This window comes from Streptomyces luteoverticillatus (assembly GCF_003970715.1).
Taxonomy (GTDB): Bacteria; Actinomycetota; Actinomycetes; order Streptomycetales; family Streptomycetaceae; genus Streptomyces; species Streptomyces abikoensis.
In genome coordinates this window covers 6,376,303-6,393,829 of record NZ_CP034587.1, presented here as the reverse complement: position 1 = coordinate 6,393,829, position 17,527 = coordinate 6,376,303, and the positions used below count along the sequence as shown (strand labels likewise).

Genomic DNA, 17,527 nt, shown 5'->3' with positions numbered 1-17,527 from the left:
GAATCCGCAGGACGCGCGGGACCGTCGCACCGGCCGGTCCGCGCTCCCGTCCGGGCATCCCCGACGGGCGCCGCCCTCGTCTCGCGTACGATCTTTGCCTCAGAGCGACACCGTCCATACGTGAGGACAGGGAGGCACGGCAGCCGTGGCTGCGAGACCCTTGAACGAGATCGTCGAACCGGGCTGGGCCAAGGCGCTCGAGCCGGTGGCCGGGCGGATCGCCGCCATGGGCGACTTCCTGCGCGCCGAGATCGCGGCGGGCCGGACCTACCTGCCGTCCGGCGCCAATGTGCTGCGCGCCTTCCAGCAGCCGTTCGACGACGTCAGAGTACTGATCGTGGGTCAGGACCCCTACCCCACGCCCGGCCACGCCGTCGGCCTCAGCTTCTCCGTCGCCCCGGAGGTGCGCCCGCTCCCGGGCAGCCTGGAGAACATATTCCGGGAGCTGCACACGGACCTCGGGCTGCCCCGGCCGTCCAACGGCGACCTCACCCCGTGGACCCAGCAGGGGGTGCTGCTGCTCAACAGGGCGCTGACCACCGCCCCGCGCAAGCCCGCCGCCCACCGGGGCAAGGGGTGGGAAGAGGTCACCGAGCAGGCGATCCGCGCGCTGGTGTCGCGGGGCAAGCCGATGGTGGCGGTGCTCTGGGGGCGCGACGCCCGTAATCTGCGGCCGCTGCTGGGCGGGGTGCCGTGCGTGGAGTCGGCGCACCCCTCCCCCATGTCGGCGGACCGCGGCTTCTTCGGCTCGCGCCCGTTCAGCCGGACCAACGACCTGCTGGCCCAGCAGGGCATGGCGCCGGTCGACTGGCGACTGGCCTGACACGGGCCCCGGCCCGGGCGATAGGGTGCGCGCCATGTCGCTTCGTACCGGCACGGCGGGCAGGGGCAGAGCGGGCGCGGTCCTGGGCGTCGACTCGGGCGGCTCGGGCCTGCGGGTGGCGCTCGCTCCGGCCGACGGCGGCTCCGCGCTGACCTGGTCCTCGCCCGTGCCCGTCGGCACGGGCGGGCGCGGCATCGACGCCCCGGAGCTGCTCGACCGGGTGCTGCCCGCCGCCCGGCGACTGCTCCACGAGGCCGGTTCGCCGGGCTGCGACGCCGTGTGCGTGGGCGCGGCCGGCATGGCGACCCTCGGAGACGACCTCCACGCCGTGCTGCCCGGAGTGCTGCGCGCCGAGCTCGGCGCCCGGCGGCTGGCGCTGGCCAGCGACGCCGTGACCGCCTACGCGGGCGCCCTGGGGCAGCGCCCGGGCGTGGTCGTCGCCGCCGGCACGGGAGTGATCGCGCTCGGCACCGCTCTCGGCCCGGAGGGCCGCTGGTGGCGCGCCGACGGCTGGGGCCATCTGCTGGGCGACTGCGGTGGCGGCGCCTGGATCGGACGGGCCGGGCTGGAGGCGGCGATGCGGGCATTCGACGGGCGCGCCGGGGGATCACCGGCGCTGCTGGCCCGCCTGGAGGCGGTCTTCGGCCCGGCGTGCGGGCTGCCCGGAAAGCTCTATCCCCGGCCGGACCGGCCCGCCGTGCTGGCCTCCTTCGCCCCGGAGGTGGGACGCTGCGCGCCGGACGACCCGGTCGCGGCGGGCATCCTGCGGGAAGCCGCGCGCCATATCGCCGCGTCCGCCGCGGCGGCGTGCCCACCGCTGCCCACGAGCGAGGTGGCGCTGACGGGCGGGCTGTTCCGCATGGGCGAGCCCCTGCTCTCCCCCGTCCAGGAAGAGTTGCAAATGCAACTACCGCAAGCCCGGATGGCGACTTCTCAGGGCGACCCCCTCGCGGGGGCATTGCGCGTGGCCACGGCGCTGACGGAGGACAGTCTCGCACTGCCGGTGGACGGTGCGCTCCTGCGCGTCGTTTGCTGATCACATCCGCACCCAACGCTTGAGGTGATGAATAAAACCGGACAGACCTTGATCATTTACCCCCACCTAAACGGACGAGTCCTATGAACGGCTAACATGCGGCGCCATGAGCTCCCCCACAGGGCCCACGCCGGGCCTGCCAGTACGAATGCCGCGTCCCCGCCAGCCCGGACGGCACCGGCGGCCGGAGCCCGCGGCCGCTCCGGCGGGTGCTCCCCCGCTGGTGCTCGCCGTGCCCGGGACGCCCGACATCACCACACGCCGCCTCGCCGAGGAGCTGCTGAGCATCGCCCGCTCGGAGCTTCCGGGCCTCGACGCGCGCATCGGCTACGTGGACGTCACCGAGGGCGGCGACGCCGGTGACGGCTTCCCCGCCCTGGACGCCGTCCTCGGCCACGCCTCCGCCCAGCGCGCCGCCCGCATGGCCGAGGCCGAGGCCGCCGAGGGCCCGGAGGGCGCCGCCGTCTGGGCACAGGCGCCCGACGCCGTCGTCGTGCCGCTGCTGGCGGGCCCGGACAGCGCCGTCGTCCGCCGCATACGCCAGGCCGTGATGAGCAGCGGCTCCGCCAGCGAGCTCACCGACGCGCTCGGCCCGCACCCGCTGCTCGCGGAGGCCCTCCACGTCCGCCTCTCGGAGGCCGGGCTGGCCCGCGCCGACCGCGCCCGACTGTTCACAGTCGCAACGGCCGCCGACGGTATCGTCCTGGCGACGGTCGGCGGCGAGGAGGCCGTGCAGTCCGCCGGCATCACCGGCATGCTGCTCTCCGCCCGCCTCGCGGTGCCGGTGCTCGCCGCCGCGCTGGACGAGGACGGCGCCGTCGCCCGCGCCGCCGACCAGCTGCGCGGCTCCGGCTCCCGGAACCTGGCGCTGGCCCCCTGCCTCATCGGCCCCGAGGTCGACGAGACCCTCACGGCCATGGCCGCCAAGGAGGCCGGCTGCGCCGCCGCCGAGCCGCTGGGCGAGTACCCGTCGCTCGGCAAGCTCGTCCTCGCCACGTACGCGGCCGCGCTCGGCATCACGCTGCCCGCGGCCCAGGGCGCCACGGCCGCCCGGTAACCCGGCCGTCCGCACCGCCACGGGAGGGGTCTCCACCGCCGGAGGCCCCTCCCGGCGTTTCAAGAACCCCACGACCACGAGGACCGGCGCCCCGCCAGAAGACAAGCCCGCGCGAGCGAGGACCGCTCCGCGGCAGCGCGGGGCGCAACGCCGCTCAGGCGAAGACCACGCAGGACGCTGCCGCGATCGCGACCGAGCCCGTCCGCGCCGGTATGCCCGTGTCCGGGTCGACGGTGAACCAGGTGACGTCCCCGGAACGCTCGTTGGCCGCGTACAGCACCCGCCCGTCCGGGCCGGCCGTCAGGTCACGGGGCCAGTGCCCGCCGCAGCCGACGGTGCCGAGCAGTACGAGCTCGTCACCGGAGGAGTCGAGGGAGAGCGTGGCGACACTGTCGTGGCCCCGGTTGGCCGCCCACAGGAAACGGCCGTCGGCGGAGACCACAGGAGCAGACGGATACGTCGGCCCCTCCGCCCCGGCCGGTACGACGCGCGTCTCGCTCAAGGGCTCGAGCGTCCCCGTCGCCCCGTCCCAGCGGCAGACGGTGACGGTGGGCTCCAGCTCGTTGAGGACGTAGGCGCGGTCGCCGCGCGGGTGGAAGACCAGATGCCGGGGGCCGCTGCCGGGGCGCAGCCGGGCCTCCCCGTGGGGGCCGGGAGCGCCGGTGACGGGGTCGGTCCCGTAGATCCACACCGAGTCCGTGCCCAGGTCGGTCGCGAGGAGCCAGCGCCCGGTGGGGTCGGGCACGACGGCGTGCGCGTGCGGCCCGGCCTGGCGGTCCGGCACGGGGCCGCCGCCCTGGTGCGGGAACACCGCCGAGGGGGCGCCCACCGCCCCGCCCATCCGGACCGGCAGGGCGCTGACGCTGCCGGAGCCGTAGTTGGCGGTGAGCAGCCACGGGCCGGCGGTGGCGAGGTGGGTGGGCCCGTCGCCCCGGACGGGGACGGGCGGGCCCAGGAGCGCGGGCCGGGCGGGATCCGCGAGCGAGAACGCCGCGACGGCCCCCTCGTCGGTCTCGCTGACCGCGTAGAGGACGTCACCCCCGGGTGAGAGTGCCAGGTACGACGGGTTCACGACCGCGTCGGTGGCGTGGACGGGCGTGAGCGCGCCCGTCACGGCGTCGACCTCGGCGACGGTGAGGCCGGGGCCGCCCGCCTCGGTGAACGAGCCGATGTACGCCCACCGGCGCCGCTGTCCTTCGCTGTCCTTCGTCATGACGTCCTCCCCCTCGCGGCCGGGCGGGTCGGTGCGGCCCGCCGAGCGTCGGATCACTGTCAGTGGCTCCGACGCTACACGGCGGCACTGACAACGCCGCGACCGGCCGGTTTCCCGGCCCACGCGCCGCCGCCTCATCGGGATGCCGGACCTGACATCAGGGGCCCGGGCCGACGTCAAGGGGCGGGGCCGACGTCAAGGGGCCGGGGGGCGACCGCTCACGCCGCGGAGGCGAAAACCCCGCGCGGCCCCTCGCGCAGCGGCGTGGCCAGCGAGGCGAGGGACGCCTCCAGGTCGCGCAGGTGGGCGAGGGCGGTCTCGGCGCCGGGGTGGTGGTGCGGGGCGGCGCCGGGTCCCGTCGCGGCTCCGGGCGTCTCCCCGGGCGCGGCCAGGGCCAGCAGCGCGGATTCGACGCGGTCGCAGGCGGCGGTCAGCCGGGCGTCGTGGGAGGCGGCGGGGTCGGCGGCGACCTCCGCCAGGCCACGGGCCTGGCGGGCGCAGTCGTCGAGGTGGGCGAGGACCGCCAGGGCCCGCTCGCGGCGCGCCCGCAGCGGGCTCAGCGGGTGGAGCAGCGGGGCGAGGGAGACCCGCACCTTGGTCAGGAGGAGCTCCAGCTCGGCGACGTGCGGGCCGGGGTCGGCCGACTCGTCGCCGGCCAGCCGGCGCGTGGACTCGGCGGTGCAGTGCCGCACGGCCAGCAGGGCCCGCCGGATCCAGGCGTCGGTGGCGGCGTGCGTGGTGACGGGCAGGACGACGGCCACGGCGACGGCCGCGCCCGCCGCGCCCACGAGGGTCTGTTCGAAGCGCAGCGCCAGCAGGCCGGGGTGGAGCACGCCGAGGAGCCCGTACAGCAGGCCGGCCATGACGGTCACGAAGAACATCATCCAGCTGTAGGAAGGGGCGGCGGTGTAGAAGATCCCGAAGACGCAGAGGGCGACCAGGGCGGCGGTGGGCGCGGGCGCGCCGTGCAGGGGTACGGCCACGAGGAGGCCGGCGGCGATGCCCGCGAGGGTGCCGACGACGCGGCGGAAGCCGCGGACGAGGGTCTCCCCGCGCGAGGCGGTGTTGACGAAGATCCACCAGGCCGTGCCGACGGCCCAGTACCAGCGCTCCTGGGAGACCAGCTGGCCGACGGCGAGGGCCAGGCCGCAGGCGAAGGCGGTCTGGAAGGCCTGCCGGGTGGTGGCGCGCGCGAGGCCCCGGGCGCCGAGGGGGGCGGGGGCGGCGGGCGGCGGGGTGCGCCGCTCGATGGGCCAGACCGCGAAGCGGACGCCGCCGGCCGCCGCCAGGCCCAGGAGCACCGCCGCGTACAGGTGCGGCAGCTGGGTGGGGACGGCGTGCAGGAACTGCGTCGCGAAGAACATCATGAAGCCGAAGATCCCGAGAGTGTTGCCCCGGGGGCCCCAGCGGCGGGCGTAGACGCCGCAGAAGACGACGGCGAGGAAGGCGGCGTCCCGGGCGAGCGGCAGCCCGTGCAGGGCGGACGCCAGCGCGAGGACGGGCAGGCCGACGGCGGGCAGCAGCGCGGTGGTGACCGCCTGGCGGCGGACGGTCGGGTCGGCGACCGTGAACAGGGCGAGCAGCGCGGCGAGCCCGCCGGTGATGGAGGCCGTCAGCGGCAGCCCGGACAGTGCCACGACGGTGACCGCGAGGCCCACGCCCAGCACGGCGCGGGTGGCGGTCCGCAGCCTGGCCCGGCCCGGATCGGGTGCCACGAACGCCCTCTTCAGCACTGCTTTGCGCCCCTTTCGACGTCTTGTATGGGAAACCCGGCATGAAAAAGGCGCCGCGGGAATCCGCAGCGCCATCGACCGGACCATCACACCATCACTACGGCGGGTGGCTCAAGAGTGCCCGGAAAAACTGAGCCATTGGTACAGTGCAGGCCGGAATGAACGACCACAAGGGAGCCGATGGCCCATGGCTGTGGACGCGCTGGACGCCAGGATCCTGCGACTGCTGCTGGAGCGGCCGCGGACGAGCGCTCGGGAGTACGCGCGGCTGCTGGGGATCGCGCGCGGCACGCTGCAGGCGCGGCTCGACCGGCTGGAGCGCGACGGTGTGATCACCGGGACCGGCCCCCGTCTCTCCCCCGCCGCGCTCGGCCACCCGGTTCTGGCGTTCGTCCACATCGAGGTCACCCAGGGCCATCTGGACAGCGTGGCGAACGAGCTCGGGGACGTGCCGGAGATCATCGAGGCGTTCTCGATAACGGGCAGTGGCGATCTGATGGCGCGTGTCGTCGCCCGGGACCCGGCGCACCTGGAGGACGTGATCCAGCGGCTGGTGCAGCTGCCCGGCGTAGTGCGCACGCGGACCGAAATGGTGCTCCGCGAGCGGGTGCCGTACCGGATGGTGCCGCTGGTGGAGTCGGTCGGGCGGGCGGCGCAGCGCACCACCTGACCGCCGGGCCCGTGGCGCCGTAGAGCCCTGCCATGCTGGGCGCGTGATCACTTCAAGCCCGTCCGCAAGCCCCTCCGCGCCTCTCGCGGTCATCTTCGATCTCGACGGAACGCTGGTGGACAGCGAGCCGAACTATTTCGAGGCGAGCCGGACCGTGCTCGCCCGTCACGGCGTACGGGGCTTCGGCTGGGACGATCACCTGCGGTTCGTCGGGATCGGCACGCTCGAGACGCTGGAGACCCTACGCCGGGAGCACCGACTCGACGTGCCCGTGGACGAGCTGCTCGCCGAGCTGAACCGCGCGTATCTGGAGCTGGCGGGGACGCGCACCGAAACATTCCCCCGTATGCGGACGTACGTGGAGCGGCTGTACGCGGCCGGGGTGCCGCTGGCCGTGGCGTCCGGCTCCTCGCGCCGGATCATCCAAACCGTGCTGGAGTGCGTCGGCCTGACGGACCGTTTCGCCGCGGTGGTCTCGGCCGAGGAGGTGCCCCGGGGCAAGCCCGAACCGGACGTCTTCCTGGAGGCGGCACGGCGGTTGGACGCGGAACCCGGGAGTTGCGTGGTGGTGGAGGACGCGCCTCCGGGCGCCGGGGCGGCGCACCGGGCGGGAATGCGGTGCGTGGGTGTGCCGTACGCGCCCACCGTGGCCGCGGATCCGGCGTTCAGGACGGCCGGGCTGCTGTTCCCGGGCGGCCAGGGGGAGTTCGATGCCGAACGGGCCTATACGTGGGTCTTCGACGGCCGTAGGGAATGAACCTTACATTCCGTTTTTTCCTCGTGGATTCATAGTGCGATCATCTGCACGCCATACCCGATTCACGAGGGAAAAGGTCCATTCATGGAGCTTAGAAGCAGATCCGTCCGCCGTCGGTACGCGGCTGCGATCGCCTCGGCGCTCGCGCTGGCCGTCGCGCTGCCCGCGGCGACCGCCCAGGCCGAGGGCGGCCCGTCCGACATCGCCGCGCAGGGCGCGTTCCTGCTCGACAGCGGAGCGAACCGCGAACTGTGGGGCAAGGACGCCGACACCCGGCGGCAGATGGCCAGCACCACCAAGATCATGACCGCGGTCACGGTGCTGAACAAGCGCGGTCTCGACCTGGACAAGCAGATCACCATCAAGCAGTCGTACCGCGACTACGTGGAACGCACTGGCGCCAGCACCGCCGACCTGCGGACGGGCGACACCCTGACCGTACGTCAGCTGCTGTACGGGCTGATGCTCCCTTCCGGGTGCGACGCCGCGTACGCGCTCGCCGACACCTTCGGCCTGGGCAACACGGAGGCCGCCCGGACCCGGCAGTTCATAGCCAAGATGAACAAGACGGCCGAGGACCTGGGCATGACCAACACCCGGTACGACTCGTTCGACGGCATATCGGCCAACGGGGACAACTACACCACCCCGCGCGACTCGGCGACCCTGGCCCGGTACGCGCTGGCGAACGACACGCTCGCCACGGTGGTCAAGACGACGACCACCAACCAGAAGGCCGTGAACGTCAACCGCACCTACCGCTGGGACAACACCAACAAGCTGCTCGGGTCCTACGACGGCGCGATCGGCATCAAGACCGGCACCGGCACGGCCGCCGGCCCGTGCCTGGTCTTCGCCGCCCGGCGCGGCGACCGCACGGTCGTGGGCGTCATCCTCAACGACCCCACGAACCGCTACCCCGACGCCGTGCGGATGCTCGACTGGGCCTTCGGCACGAAGACCGACGCGAAGGCCGAGCTGAAGCTGCGCCAGCTGCCGCAGTCGGCGCAGAAGGACTGATCCTCAGCGACCCTCAGCCCAGGAAGCTCAGCCGCACCTGGCGGTCCGGGTTGTCCACGTTGGTGTCGACCAGACACACGGACTGCCAGGTTCCGAGCTCCAGCCGCCCGCCGATGACCGGAAGGGTCGCGTGCGGCGGCACCAAGGCCGGCAGCACGTGGTCACGGCCGTGGCCCCGGCTGCCGTGCCGGTGCCGCCAGCGGTCGTCCGCGGGCAGCAGGTCCCGCAGCGCGGCCAGCAGGTCGTCGTCGCTGCCCGCACCCGTCTCCAGCACCGCCACACCGGCGGTCGCGTGGGGCACGAACACGTTGAGCAGGCCGTCACGGCCCCCGGCCGCCTCGCGCAGGAACGCCTCGCAGTGGTCGGTGAGGTCGTACACGCGCTCGGAACGGCCGGTGGTGATCTCCAGGACACGGGTGCGGAAGGTATCGCTCATGCGCCCATCTTCGTACGGATGTCGCGCGCCGTCGTACCGGTGACCCCGGTCGGCACCTGCCGGGAAGAGATCACCCACCCCGACAGTTAGTAGAAACATGAACGAAACCGGGGTGCGGGACGTCGAGGCCGTGATCGTGGGCGCCGGGCAGGCGGGCCTGTCCGCCGCCTACCACCTGCGGCGCGCGGGGTACGAGCCCGAACGGGACTTCGTCGTCCTCGACCGTTCGCCGAATCCCGGCGGCGCCTGGCAGTTTCGCTGGCCGACGCTGACCTACGGCAAGGTGCACGGCATGCACGCCCTGCCGGGCATGGAGCTGACGGGCGCGGACGACGACCGGCCCTCTTCGGAGGTGATCGCCGGGTACTTCGCGGGCTACGAGCGCGCCTTCGGCCTGCGCGTGCGGCGGCCGGTCGACGTGCGCGCGGTACGCGAGGGCGACGGCGGGCGGCTGCGCGTGGAGACGTCCGAGGGCGTCTGGTCGACCCGTGCGCTGATCAACGCGACCGGCACCTGGGAGCGCCCCTTCTGGCCCCGCTACCCCGGCGGGGAGAGCTTCCGGGGCCGTCAGCTGCACACCGCGGACTACCCCGGGCCGGACGCCTTCGCCGGGCTGCGCGTCGTGGTCGTCGGCGGCGGCACCTCGGCGGTGCAGCACCTGATGGAGATCGCCGAGGTGGCGGCCGCCACGACCTGGGTGACGCGCCGGCCGCCCGTCTTCCGGGAGGGGCCCTTCGACGAGGCACGCGGCCGCGACGCCGTCGCCCTGGTGGAGCGACGGGTGCGGGAGGGCCTTCCGCCGCAGAGCGTCGTGTCGGTGACGGGGCTCCCGATGACGGGCGCGATGGAACGGGCCCGCGCGGCCGGGGTCCTGGACCGGCTGCCGATGTTCGACCGTGTCACACCGACCGGTGTCGCCTGGGCCGACGGCACGGCCGTCGACGCCGACGTCATCCTGTGGGCCACCGGCTTCCGCGCGGCCCTCGGCCACCTCGCCCCGCTGGGGCTGCGCGAGGCGGGCGGCGGCGTCCGGCTCGAGGGCACACGCGCGGTCCGCGACCCCCGCGTCCACCTGGTCGGCTACGGGCCGTCGGCGAGCACCATCGGCGCCAACCGCGCCGGGCGCGCCGCCGTGCGCGAGATCAGGACACTCCTGGCGGAGGGCCCACCGGACGCGGCGGGTTCTTCCCAGGGGGCGCTCGCTGCGGCAGTATGAGGCGGCGGAGACGATCACTGGCCGGAGCGTCACCGACCGCGTCACCGACCGCGAGGAGATGGCCGAGGTGTCATGCGCGTAGGGCTGTTCGTCACCTGCGTCAACGACACGCTGCGGCCGAGCACCGGCCGGGCCGTGGTCACGCTGCTGGAACGGCTCGGCGTGCGCGTCGACTTCCCGTCGGCGCAGAGCTGCTGCGGCCAGCCCCTGTACAACACGGGCTACCGCCATGGCGCCGAGCCGCTGCTCCTGCGCACCGCCGCCGCGTTCGCCGGTCACGACTACGTCGTCACCCCCTCCGCCTCGTGCGCCGCGATGGTCCGGGACGCCTACCCCCGGATCGCCGCCCGTGCGGCCGCCGAGGGACGCCCCACGGAGGCGGCGCGGCTGCGTGCCGCCGTGGAGCGGCTGGTGCCCAGGACGTACGAACTCACCGAGTTCCTGGTGGACGTACTGGGCGTCGTCGACGTCGGCGCCCGCTTCCCGCACACCGTCACCTACCACCCCACCTGTCACGGTCTGCGCGCGCTGGGCCTGCGTGACCGCCCGCGCCGGCTGCTGGAGCACGTCGAGGGGCTCGAACTGCGCGAACTCGAAGGCGCCGACGAGTGCTGCGGCTTCGGCGGCACGTTCGCCGTCAAGAACGCCGCCGTCTCCGCCGCCATGGGCGCCGACAAGGCCCGGGCGATCACCCGGACCGGCGCCGCGACGGTCTGCGCGGCCGACAACTCCTGCCTGCTGCACATCGGCGGCACCCTCGCCCGGGAGAACTCCCCCGTGCGCTCCCTCCACCTGGCGGAGATCCTTGCCTGCACGGACGGAGTCGTACCGTGAGCCGTACGTACCTGGGCATGCCCGCCTTCCCCCGCGCCGCCGCCGAGTCGACGCGGGACGGCATGCTGCGCGCCAACCTCCGGCACGCCACCCACACCATCCGCGCCAAACGGGCCGCCGCCGTGGCCGAGCTGGAGGACTGGGAGCGGCTGCGGGCGGCCGGAGCGGCCGTCAAGGACCGCACACTGCGCCACCTGGACCACTATCTGCTGCGACTGGAGGAGAACGTCACCCGCGCCGGGGGCACGGTCCACTGGGCGGCCGACGCCGACGAGGCGAACCGCATCGTCACCGACCTCGTGCGGGCCACCGGCGAGCGCGAGGTCGTCAAGGTCAAGTCCATGGTCACCCAGGAGACCGGCCTCAACGCCGCCCTGGAACGGGCGGGCATCCGCGCCTACGAGACGGACCTCGCCGAGCTCATCGTCCAGCTCGGCGACGACCTGCCCTCCCACATCCTCGTTCCGGCGATCCACCGCGGCCGCCGGGAGATCCGCGACATCTTCCGCGACCGGATGGCCGACTGGGGCCGCCCGGCACCCGAAGGGCTCACCGACCGGCCCGCCGACCTCGCCGAGGCCGCGCGGCTGCATCTGCGCGAGAAGTTCCTGCGCTGCAAGGTCGGCATCTCCGGCGCCAACTTCATGGTGGCCGAGACCGGCACCCTGGTCGTCGTCGAGTCCGAAGGCAACGGCCGTATGTGCCTCACGCTCCCCGAAACCCTGATTTCCGTGGTCGGGATCGAGAAGACCGTACCGACCTGGCGGGACCTGGAGATCTACCTCCAGCTGCTGCCGCGCTCCTCCACCGCCGAGCGCATGAACCCCTACACCTCGATGTGGACGGGCACCACGGACGAGGACGGCCCCCGCGACTTCCACCTCGTGCTGCTCGACAACGGCCGCACCGACACCCTCGCCGACGAGGTCGGGCGCCAGGCGCTGCGCTGTATCCGCTGCTCGGCCTGTCTCAACGTCTGCCCGGTCTACGAGCGCGCCGGCGGCCACGCCTACGGCTCGCCCTACCCCGGGCCCATCGGCGCGATCCTCACCCCGCAACTGCGCGGCCTCGCCTCGCCGCTGGAGGAGTCGCTCCCCTTCGCCTCGTCCCTGTGCGGCGCCTGCTACGAGGTGTGCCCGGTGGCCATCGACATCCCCGAGGTCCTGGTCCATCTGCGGGAACGGGTCGTGGAGGGCGGGCCGGTCACCGTCGGCGGCAACCGGACCGTGATCAGGCCCGCGAAGCGCCACGCCCTGGAGCGCGCCGCGATGCGCGCCGCCGGCTGGACCTTCGACCACCCGGCCGCGCTGCGCCGGGCCCAGCGCCTCGCCGCCCGGACGCGCCACGCCCATCCCCGGCGGCTGCCGGGCCCGGGCCGCGCCTGGTCGGACACCCGCGAACTGCCGGAAGTGCCCGAGGAATCCTTCCGGGACTGGTGGGCCCGCACCCGGGGAGGGCGGCCATGACCGACGGCCCGGCGCGCTCCTCCAGCAGGGCGCGGATCCTGGGGCGCGTACGGCGCGCGCTGGCCGATGTGCCGCGCTACGAGCGCCCCGAGGATCACCCGGTTCCCAGGGACTATCTGCGGGCGCACGGCGAACGGACGTCGGCCGAGTCCGTCGACCTGCTCGCCGCACGACTGACGGACTACCGGGCCGTCGTGCACCGCACGGACCCGCCCGGGCTGCCCGCGGTGCTCGCGGAGCTGCTCCGTCGGCGCGGCGCCCACCGGGTCGTCGTACCGGCCGGTCTGCCGGACGGCTGGCTGACGGAGGCGGCCATCGAACAGGTCGTGGACGGCGCCGGGCTGACGGCTCATGAGCTGGATGCCGTGGACAGCGTGGTCACCGGGTGCGCGCTGGCGATCGCCGAGACCGGCACCCTGGTCCTCGACGCGGGCCCGGACCAGGGCCGCCGCCGCATCACTCTCGTGCCCGACCACCACGTGTGCGTGGTGCGGGCCCCCGGGCAGGTGGTGGACTCGGTGCCCCGGGCCCTGGAGCGCCTCTCCCCCGTCCGGCCCCTGACCTGGATCTCGGGCCCGTCGGCGACGAGCGACATCGAGCTGGACCGCGTCGAGGGGGTCCACGGCCCGCGCACTCTTGAGGTGATCCTCGTCGAGAGCCCGGAGCCGCCCTCCTGACAGCGCCCGCCCTTGTCAACCGTGCTCGTTCCCAAGGAGGAAGCGTGCCGGAACCACCCCTGCGCGGCATCACGGTCGTCGCCCTCGAACAGGCCGTGGCGGTCCCGTTCGCCACCCGTCAGCTCGCCGACCTGGGGGCCCGGGTCATCAAGGTCGAACGCCCCGGGCGCGGCGACTTCGCCCGCGACTACGACCGCAGGGCGAAGGGCCTCTCCGCCTATTTCGTCTGGGTCAACCGGGGCAAGGAGAGCGTGGTCCTGGACCTCAAGGACGCCACGGACCGGGCGCTGCTCGACCGGCTCCTCGCCCGCGCCGACGTCTTCGTGCAGAACCTCGGCCCCGGCGCCGCCGAGCGGCTGGGCCTGGCCCCCGACCCCCTGCGGGCCCGCCACCCCCGCCTGATCACCTGTGACGTCTCCGGCTACGGCACGAGCGGCCCCTACCGGGACAGAAAGGCCTACGACCTGCTGGTGCAGTGCGAGGCCGGGCTGGTCTCGCTCACCGGAACCCCGGACTCCGTCGCCCGGCCCGGGATATCCGTCGCCGACATCGCCGGCGGAATGTACGCCTTCACCGGCATCCTCACCGCCCTGTACGAGCGCGAGCGCACCGGCGAGGGCTCGGCCCTGTCCCTCTCCCTCTTCGACGCCCTGGCCGAGTGGATGGGACAGCCGTACTACGCGGAGGCGTACGGCGGAGCGCCCCTGACCCGCACCGGGGCCCGGCACCCGTCCATCTCCCCCTACGGGCACTACGGGTGCGGCGACGGTGGCCAGGTCTTCCTCAGCGTGCAGAACGACCGCGAGTGGCGGGCGCTGTGCGAACGCGTGTTACGCCGCCCGGAGTTGGTGGAAGACCCGCGCTTCGCGGACAATCCGCTGCGCCACGCCCATGACGAGCAACTGACGGCCGTCATCGAGGAGTGCTTTGCCAGGCACACGGCTGAGGGCGTCCTCGCCCTGCTGGACGCGGCGGGCATCGCGGCCGCCCGGCTGCGTACGGTCGCCGAGTTCACCGCCCATCCCCAGCTGGCGGCGCGGGACAGGTGGCGGGAGTTCGGCTCGCCCGCCGGTCCGCTGCGCGGGCTGCTGCCGCCGGTGACGGTGGCGGGCCGGGAGGCGGTGATGGGCGCGGTGCCCGCGCTCGGGGAGCACACGGCCGCGATCCGCGCGGAGTTCGAGGGGCCGGAGGGTCCGGGCGCCCGCCGAGGGTGACCCTGCCAGTGGTAGGCACGCTGTGCGTACGCGAAGCCGGGGGCTGGGTGGGCCGGGCCGTGATCGGCAGGATCTGTCCCGAAGCGGAAGATCGCCGGGGAACCGGCGGACCCATCCAGAAGGGGGACGGACCATGGCTGTACGGGCAGCGGGCCTCGACAGGGCGGCACGGGCCGGGACGACGGGCGGAGCCGACACGGGGGCCCGGTGGCGGGCGGGCTGGTCGGCCCCGGTGCAGCGGCCGAGCAGCGGCTTCGAGGAGAACTGGGCGGAGACCGGCTTCGACCGCCAGTCGGTGCGCCAGGTCGTCCGGGTGACGGACGGCGGCTCCGGGGCGCGGATCCGGCTGTCGAACCGCTACGGCGCGGCACCGCTGACCGTGGACGCCGCGTCGCTCGCCCTGGCCGGTGCGGGCGCCGAGGCCCGGCCCGGCACGCTGCGGTCGCTGACCTTCGACGGGGCGTCGTCGGTGGTCGTACCGGCGGGCGGCGAGGTCGTCAGCGACGCGGCGGAGCTCCCGGTCGAGCCGCTGTCCTCGGTCACGGTGACCGTGTACTTCGCGGGCCCGACGGGACCGGCGACCTTCCACGCGCAGGCCTATGCCACGAGCTTCAGGGCACCCGGCGACCGGACCGCCGACGCCGGGGCCGAGGGCTTCACCGAGCGGACCCACTCCTGGTACTACCTCTCCGACGTGGAGGTGACGGGCGTGGAGGTGACGGGCGAGGCGATGACGGGCACCGAGGTGACGGGCGGTGCCGACGTGGCCTCCGGGACGGTGGTGGCCTTCGGCGACTCCCTCACCGACGGCTTCGGCTCGACGGTCGGCGCCGATCGGCGCTACCCCGACGCGCTCGCCGAGCGGCTGCGGGCCGCCGGCCGCTCCCGGGCCGTGCTCAACGCGGGCATCGGCGGGAATCTGCTGCTCAACGACTCGCCGTGGTTCGGCGAGCGGGCGCCGGCCCGTTTCGACCGGGACGTCCTCGACAAGCCCGGCGTCCGCTCGGTGATCGTCCTCGTCGGCCTCAACGACATCGGGTTCAGCGAGGTGGACCTGCCCACCTACCGGCCCAACCCGCTGGTGTCGGTGGCCGAGCTGACGGCCGGATACGCGGAGCTCGTCGAGCGGGCGCACCGGCGTGGGGTCAGGGTGATCGGAGGGACGCTTCTGCCGTTCAAGGGCGCCGAGTACCACACGCCGCGGGCCGAGGCGAAGCGCGTCGCGCTCAACGAGTGGATCCGCACGTCCGGGGTCTTCGACGCGGTGGCCGACTTCGCCGCCGCCCTGGCCGCCCCGGACGACGCCGAGACGCTCGACCCCGCGTACGACAGCGGGGATCACAAGCACCCCAATGACGCGGGGTACCGGGTGATGGCCGGGGCCGTGCCGCTCGAGTCGCTCTGAGGCCCGGCGGCGGGGTGGCGCGCGGCCGGGCGGGCCGACAAGCCGGGCCGGGCCCGACCGCCCGCCTCGCGCGCGGGGCCAGACCTCCGGCCGCTGGGTCAGACCTTGGCCACCAGGGGGATGTCGCGCCGGACCAGCGCGGCGTAGTGCCCGTCGTCCGCGAGGAGCTCCTGGTGGGTACCGCGCTCGGCGATCCGGCCGCCGTCGAGGACGACGATCTGGTCGGCGTGGCGGACGGTGGAGAGCCGGTGCGCGATGGTGATCGTCGTGCGCCCCGCGGAGAGGGTGTCGAGGGCCTGCTGGACGGCGTGTTCGGTGTGGGTGTCCAGGGCGCTGGTCGCCTCGTCGAGGATGAGCACGGGCGGGTCGCGGAGGATCGTGCGGGCGATGGCGAGGCGCTGTTTCTCGCCTCCGGAGAAGCGGTAGCCGCGCTCGCCGACGAGGGTGTCGTAGCCGTCGGGCAGTGAGGCGACGTAGTCGTGGATCTGGGCGGCCTCGGCGGCGGCTCTGATCTCCTCGTCCGTGGCGTCGGGTTTGGCGAAGCGGAGGTTGTCGGCGACGGAGGCGTGGAAGAGGTAGGTCTCCTGGGAGACGACGCCGACGGCCCGGGCGAGGGTGTCGAAGTCGAGGTCGCGCACGTCCTCCCCGTCGATGAGGACCCGGCCGCCGGTGACGTCGTAGAGGCGGGGCACGAGATAGCTCAGGGTGCTCTTGCCCGAGCCGGTGGGGCCGACGACGGCGAGGCTGCCGCCGGCCGGGATGGCGAGGTCGATGCCGCTGAGGGCCGCGCTGCCGGGGCCGTAGGTGAAGGAGACGTTCTCGAAGGCGACCTCGCCGCGGATCTTCTCCAGGCGGACCGGGTGCGCGGGCTCGGCGATCTCCACGGGCAGGTCGAGGTATTCGAAGATCCGCTGGAAGAGGGCGGCGGAGGTCTGCACCTGCACGCCCGTGGACAGCAGCGCGACGGTGGGCCGGAAGAGGCCCTGCTGGAGGGAGACGAAGGCCACGAGCGTGCCGAGGGAGATGCCAGGGCCGCCGGTCCGCAGGGCGATGCCGGCCGCCCAGTAGATGAGGGCGGGCATGGCGGCCATGACGACGCCGATGGTGGACATGCGCCAGCGCCCCGCCATGTTGGTGCGCACTTCCAGCTCGACGAGCCGCTCGGACTCCTCGGTGAAGGCCTTGGTGAGGGAGTCGGCCCGGCCCATGGTGCGGCCGAGCAGGATGCCGCTGACGGAGAGCGATTCGGTGACCATGGAGGCCATGGCGGCCATCTGGGTCTGCCGTTCGGCCGTGATCCTCTTGCGTTCGTCGCCCACGCGCCGTCCTATCCAGACGAAGAGCGGCAGCAGGAGCAGGGAGACGACCGTCAGCCGCCAGTCCAGGGCGACCATCGCGACGACGGTGGCGATGACGCTGGTCAGGTTGGAGACGAGCGAGGTGGCGGTGGAGGTGACGGTGGCCTGCATCCCGCCGATGTCGTTGGCGATGCGGGACTGCACCTCGCCGGTGCGGGTCCGGGTGAAGAACGCCAGCGGCATGCTCTGGAGCCGCCCGTAGACGGCGGTGCGCAGATCGTGCATCACGCGCTGGCCGACGGTGGTGGAGATCAGGGTCTGGAGCACGCCGAAGACGCTGTTGACGACGGCCGCGGCGATCATGCCGAGCACCAGCAGGCTCAACAGGCCCATACGGCCCCGGGGGATGGCGACGTCGAGGACCTCGCGCAGCATGAACGGCGAGGCGACGGTCACGAGCGACGAGGCGGCGACGAGCAGCGCGACGAGCGCGAGCCGGCCGCGGTACGGGTGGAAGAGGCGGAGGATGCGCCGCACCTGCGCGGGCCGCTCCGGGTCTGCGGGAGGTGGTGTCCAGTCCAGTGTGTCGTGAGGCATGGGCTCCTTCAGCGAGGTCGGGTCCGGGAGTCGGACGGCACGGTGACGCCGGGTCGGTGCCGGGCGGCTCATGCG

General features: G+C 73.9%; 16 protein-coding genes. 12 read left to right on the top strand and 4 right to left on the bottom strand.

What is annotated here, in order from left to right:
- The first annotated feature begins 145 nt into the window (after positions 1-145).
- The 3 genes from EKH77_RS28385 to EKH77_RS28375 all read left to right on the top strand — a co-directional run bounded on the left by EKH77_RS28385 (position 146) and on the right by EKH77_RS28375 (position 2,916).
- Positions 146-823 carry a uracil-DNA glycosylase gene (locus EKH77_RS28385; RefSeq protein ID WP_126917107.1) on the top strand — a complete coding sequence of 226 codons (678 nt, stop codon included), beginning with the start codon at positions 146-148 and terminating at the stop codon, positions 821-823.
- 34 nt (positions 824-857) lie between these two features.
- Entirely contained in the window at positions 858-1,859 is a 1,002-nt protein-coding gene (locus EKH77_RS28380) for an N-acetylglucosamine kinase (RefSeq protein WP_126917106.1), read from the top strand.
- A 106-nt stretch (positions 1,860-1,965) separates the two neighbouring features.
- On the top strand, positions 1,966-2,916 hold the full coding sequence (locus EKH77_RS28375) for a sirohydrochlorin chelatase (protein WP_126917105.1): 951 nt from the start codon (positions 1,966-1,968) through the stop codon (positions 2,914-2,916).
- A 154-nt stretch (positions 2,917-3,070) separates the two neighbouring features.
- Here EKH77_RS28375 and EKH77_RS28370 read toward each other — a convergent pair whose 3' ends face one another.
- Both EKH77_RS28370 and EKH77_RS28365 read right to left on the bottom strand, forming a co-directional pair.
- Entirely contained in the window at positions 3,071-4,129 is a 1,059-nt protein-coding gene (locus EKH77_RS28370) for a lactonase family protein (RefSeq protein ID WP_126917104.1), read from the bottom strand.
- 218 nt (positions 4,130-4,347) lie between these two features.
- Positions 4,348-5,937, bottom strand: a complete 1,590-nt coding sequence (locus EKH77_RS28365; protein ID WP_126917103.1) for an FUSC family protein — start codon at positions 5,935-5,937, stop codon at positions 4,348-4,350.
- A 112-nt stretch (positions 5,938-6,049) separates the two neighbouring features.
- Between EKH77_RS28365 and EKH77_RS28360 the strand changes: the two genes are divergently transcribed.
- The 3 genes from EKH77_RS28360 (at position 6,050) to EKH77_RS28350 (ending at position 8,309) form a co-directional block, all read left to right on the top strand.
- Entirely contained in the window at positions 6,050-6,532 is a 483-nt protein-coding gene (locus tag EKH77_RS28360) for an Lrp/AsnC family transcriptional regulator (protein WP_126917102.1), read from the top strand.
- Between the two features lie 46 nt (positions 6,533-6,578).
- Positions 6,579-7,289, top strand: coding sequence for an HAD family hydrolase (locus EKH77_RS28355; RefSeq protein WP_126918351.1), 711 nt, complete (start codon positions 6,579-6,581; stop codon positions 7,287-7,289).
- Between the two features lie 84 nt (positions 7,290-7,373).
- The gene (locus EKH77_RS28350; RefSeq protein WP_126917101.1) at positions 7,374-8,309 is read left to right on the top strand and encodes a D-alanyl-D-alanine carboxypeptidase family protein; all 936 of its coding nucleotides are present in this window, start codon (positions 7,374-7,376) and stop codon (positions 8,307-8,309) included.
- A 13-nt stretch (positions 8,310-8,322) separates the two neighbouring features.
- On the opposite strand, the gene EKH77_RS28345 is transcribed toward EKH77_RS28350, so the two are convergent.
- Positions 8,323-8,745, bottom strand: coding sequence for a secondary thiamine-phosphate synthase enzyme YjbQ (locus EKH77_RS28345; RefSeq protein ID WP_126917100.1), 423 nt, complete (start codon positions 8,743-8,745; stop codon positions 8,323-8,325).
- Between the two features lie 97 nt (positions 8,746-8,842).
- Between EKH77_RS28345 and EKH77_RS28340 the strand changes: the two genes are divergently transcribed.
- The 6 genes from EKH77_RS28340 to EKH77_RS28315 all read left to right on the top strand — a co-directional run bounded on the left by EKH77_RS28340 (position 8,843) and on the right by EKH77_RS28315 (position 15,557).
- A complete protein-coding gene (locus EKH77_RS28340; protein WP_126917099.1) occupies positions 8,843-9,961 on the top strand; it encodes an NAD(P)-binding domain-containing protein in 1,119 nt (372 codons plus the stop codon).
- 72 nt (positions 9,962-10,033) lie between these two features.
- A complete protein-coding gene (locus EKH77_RS28335; RefSeq protein ID WP_126917098.1) occupies positions 10,034-10,795 on the top strand; it encodes a (Fe-S)-binding protein in 762 nt (253 codons plus the stop codon).
- Positions 10,792-12,261 carry a lactate utilization protein B gene (locus EKH77_RS28330; protein ID WP_126917097.1) on the top strand — a complete coding sequence of 490 codons (1,470 nt, stop codon included), beginning with the start codon at positions 10,792-10,794 and terminating at the stop codon, positions 12,259-12,261. The genes EKH77_RS28335 and EKH77_RS28330 overlap by 4 nt, the downstream gene beginning before the upstream one ends.
- The gene (locus EKH77_RS28325) at positions 12,258-12,938 is read left to right on the top strand and encodes a LutC/YkgG family protein (protein ID WP_126917096.1); all 681 of its coding nucleotides are present in this window, start codon (positions 12,258-12,260) and stop codon (positions 12,936-12,938) included. The genes EKH77_RS28330 and EKH77_RS28325 overlap by 4 nt, the downstream gene beginning before the upstream one ends.
- Before the next feature lie 44 nt (positions 12,939-12,982).
- A complete protein-coding gene (locus EKH77_RS28320; protein WP_126917095.1) occupies positions 12,983-14,152 on the top strand; it encodes a CaiB/BaiF CoA transferase family protein in 1,170 nt (389 codons plus the stop codon).
- Positions 14,153-14,285: 133 nt separating this feature from the next.
- A complete protein-coding gene (locus EKH77_RS28315; RefSeq protein WP_126917094.1) occupies positions 14,286-15,557 on the top strand; it encodes an SGNH/GDSL hydrolase family protein in 1,272 nt (423 codons plus the stop codon).
- Positions 15,558-15,655: 98 nt separating this feature from the next.
- Here EKH77_RS28315 and EKH77_RS28310 read toward each other — a convergent pair whose 3' ends face one another.
- The gene (locus tag EKH77_RS28310) at positions 15,656-17,452 is read right to left on the bottom strand and encodes an ABC transporter ATP-binding protein (RefSeq protein ID WP_126917093.1); all 1,797 of its coding nucleotides are present in this window, start codon (positions 17,450-17,452) and stop codon (positions 15,656-15,658) included.
- Positions 17,453-17,527 lie beyond the last annotated feature (75 nt).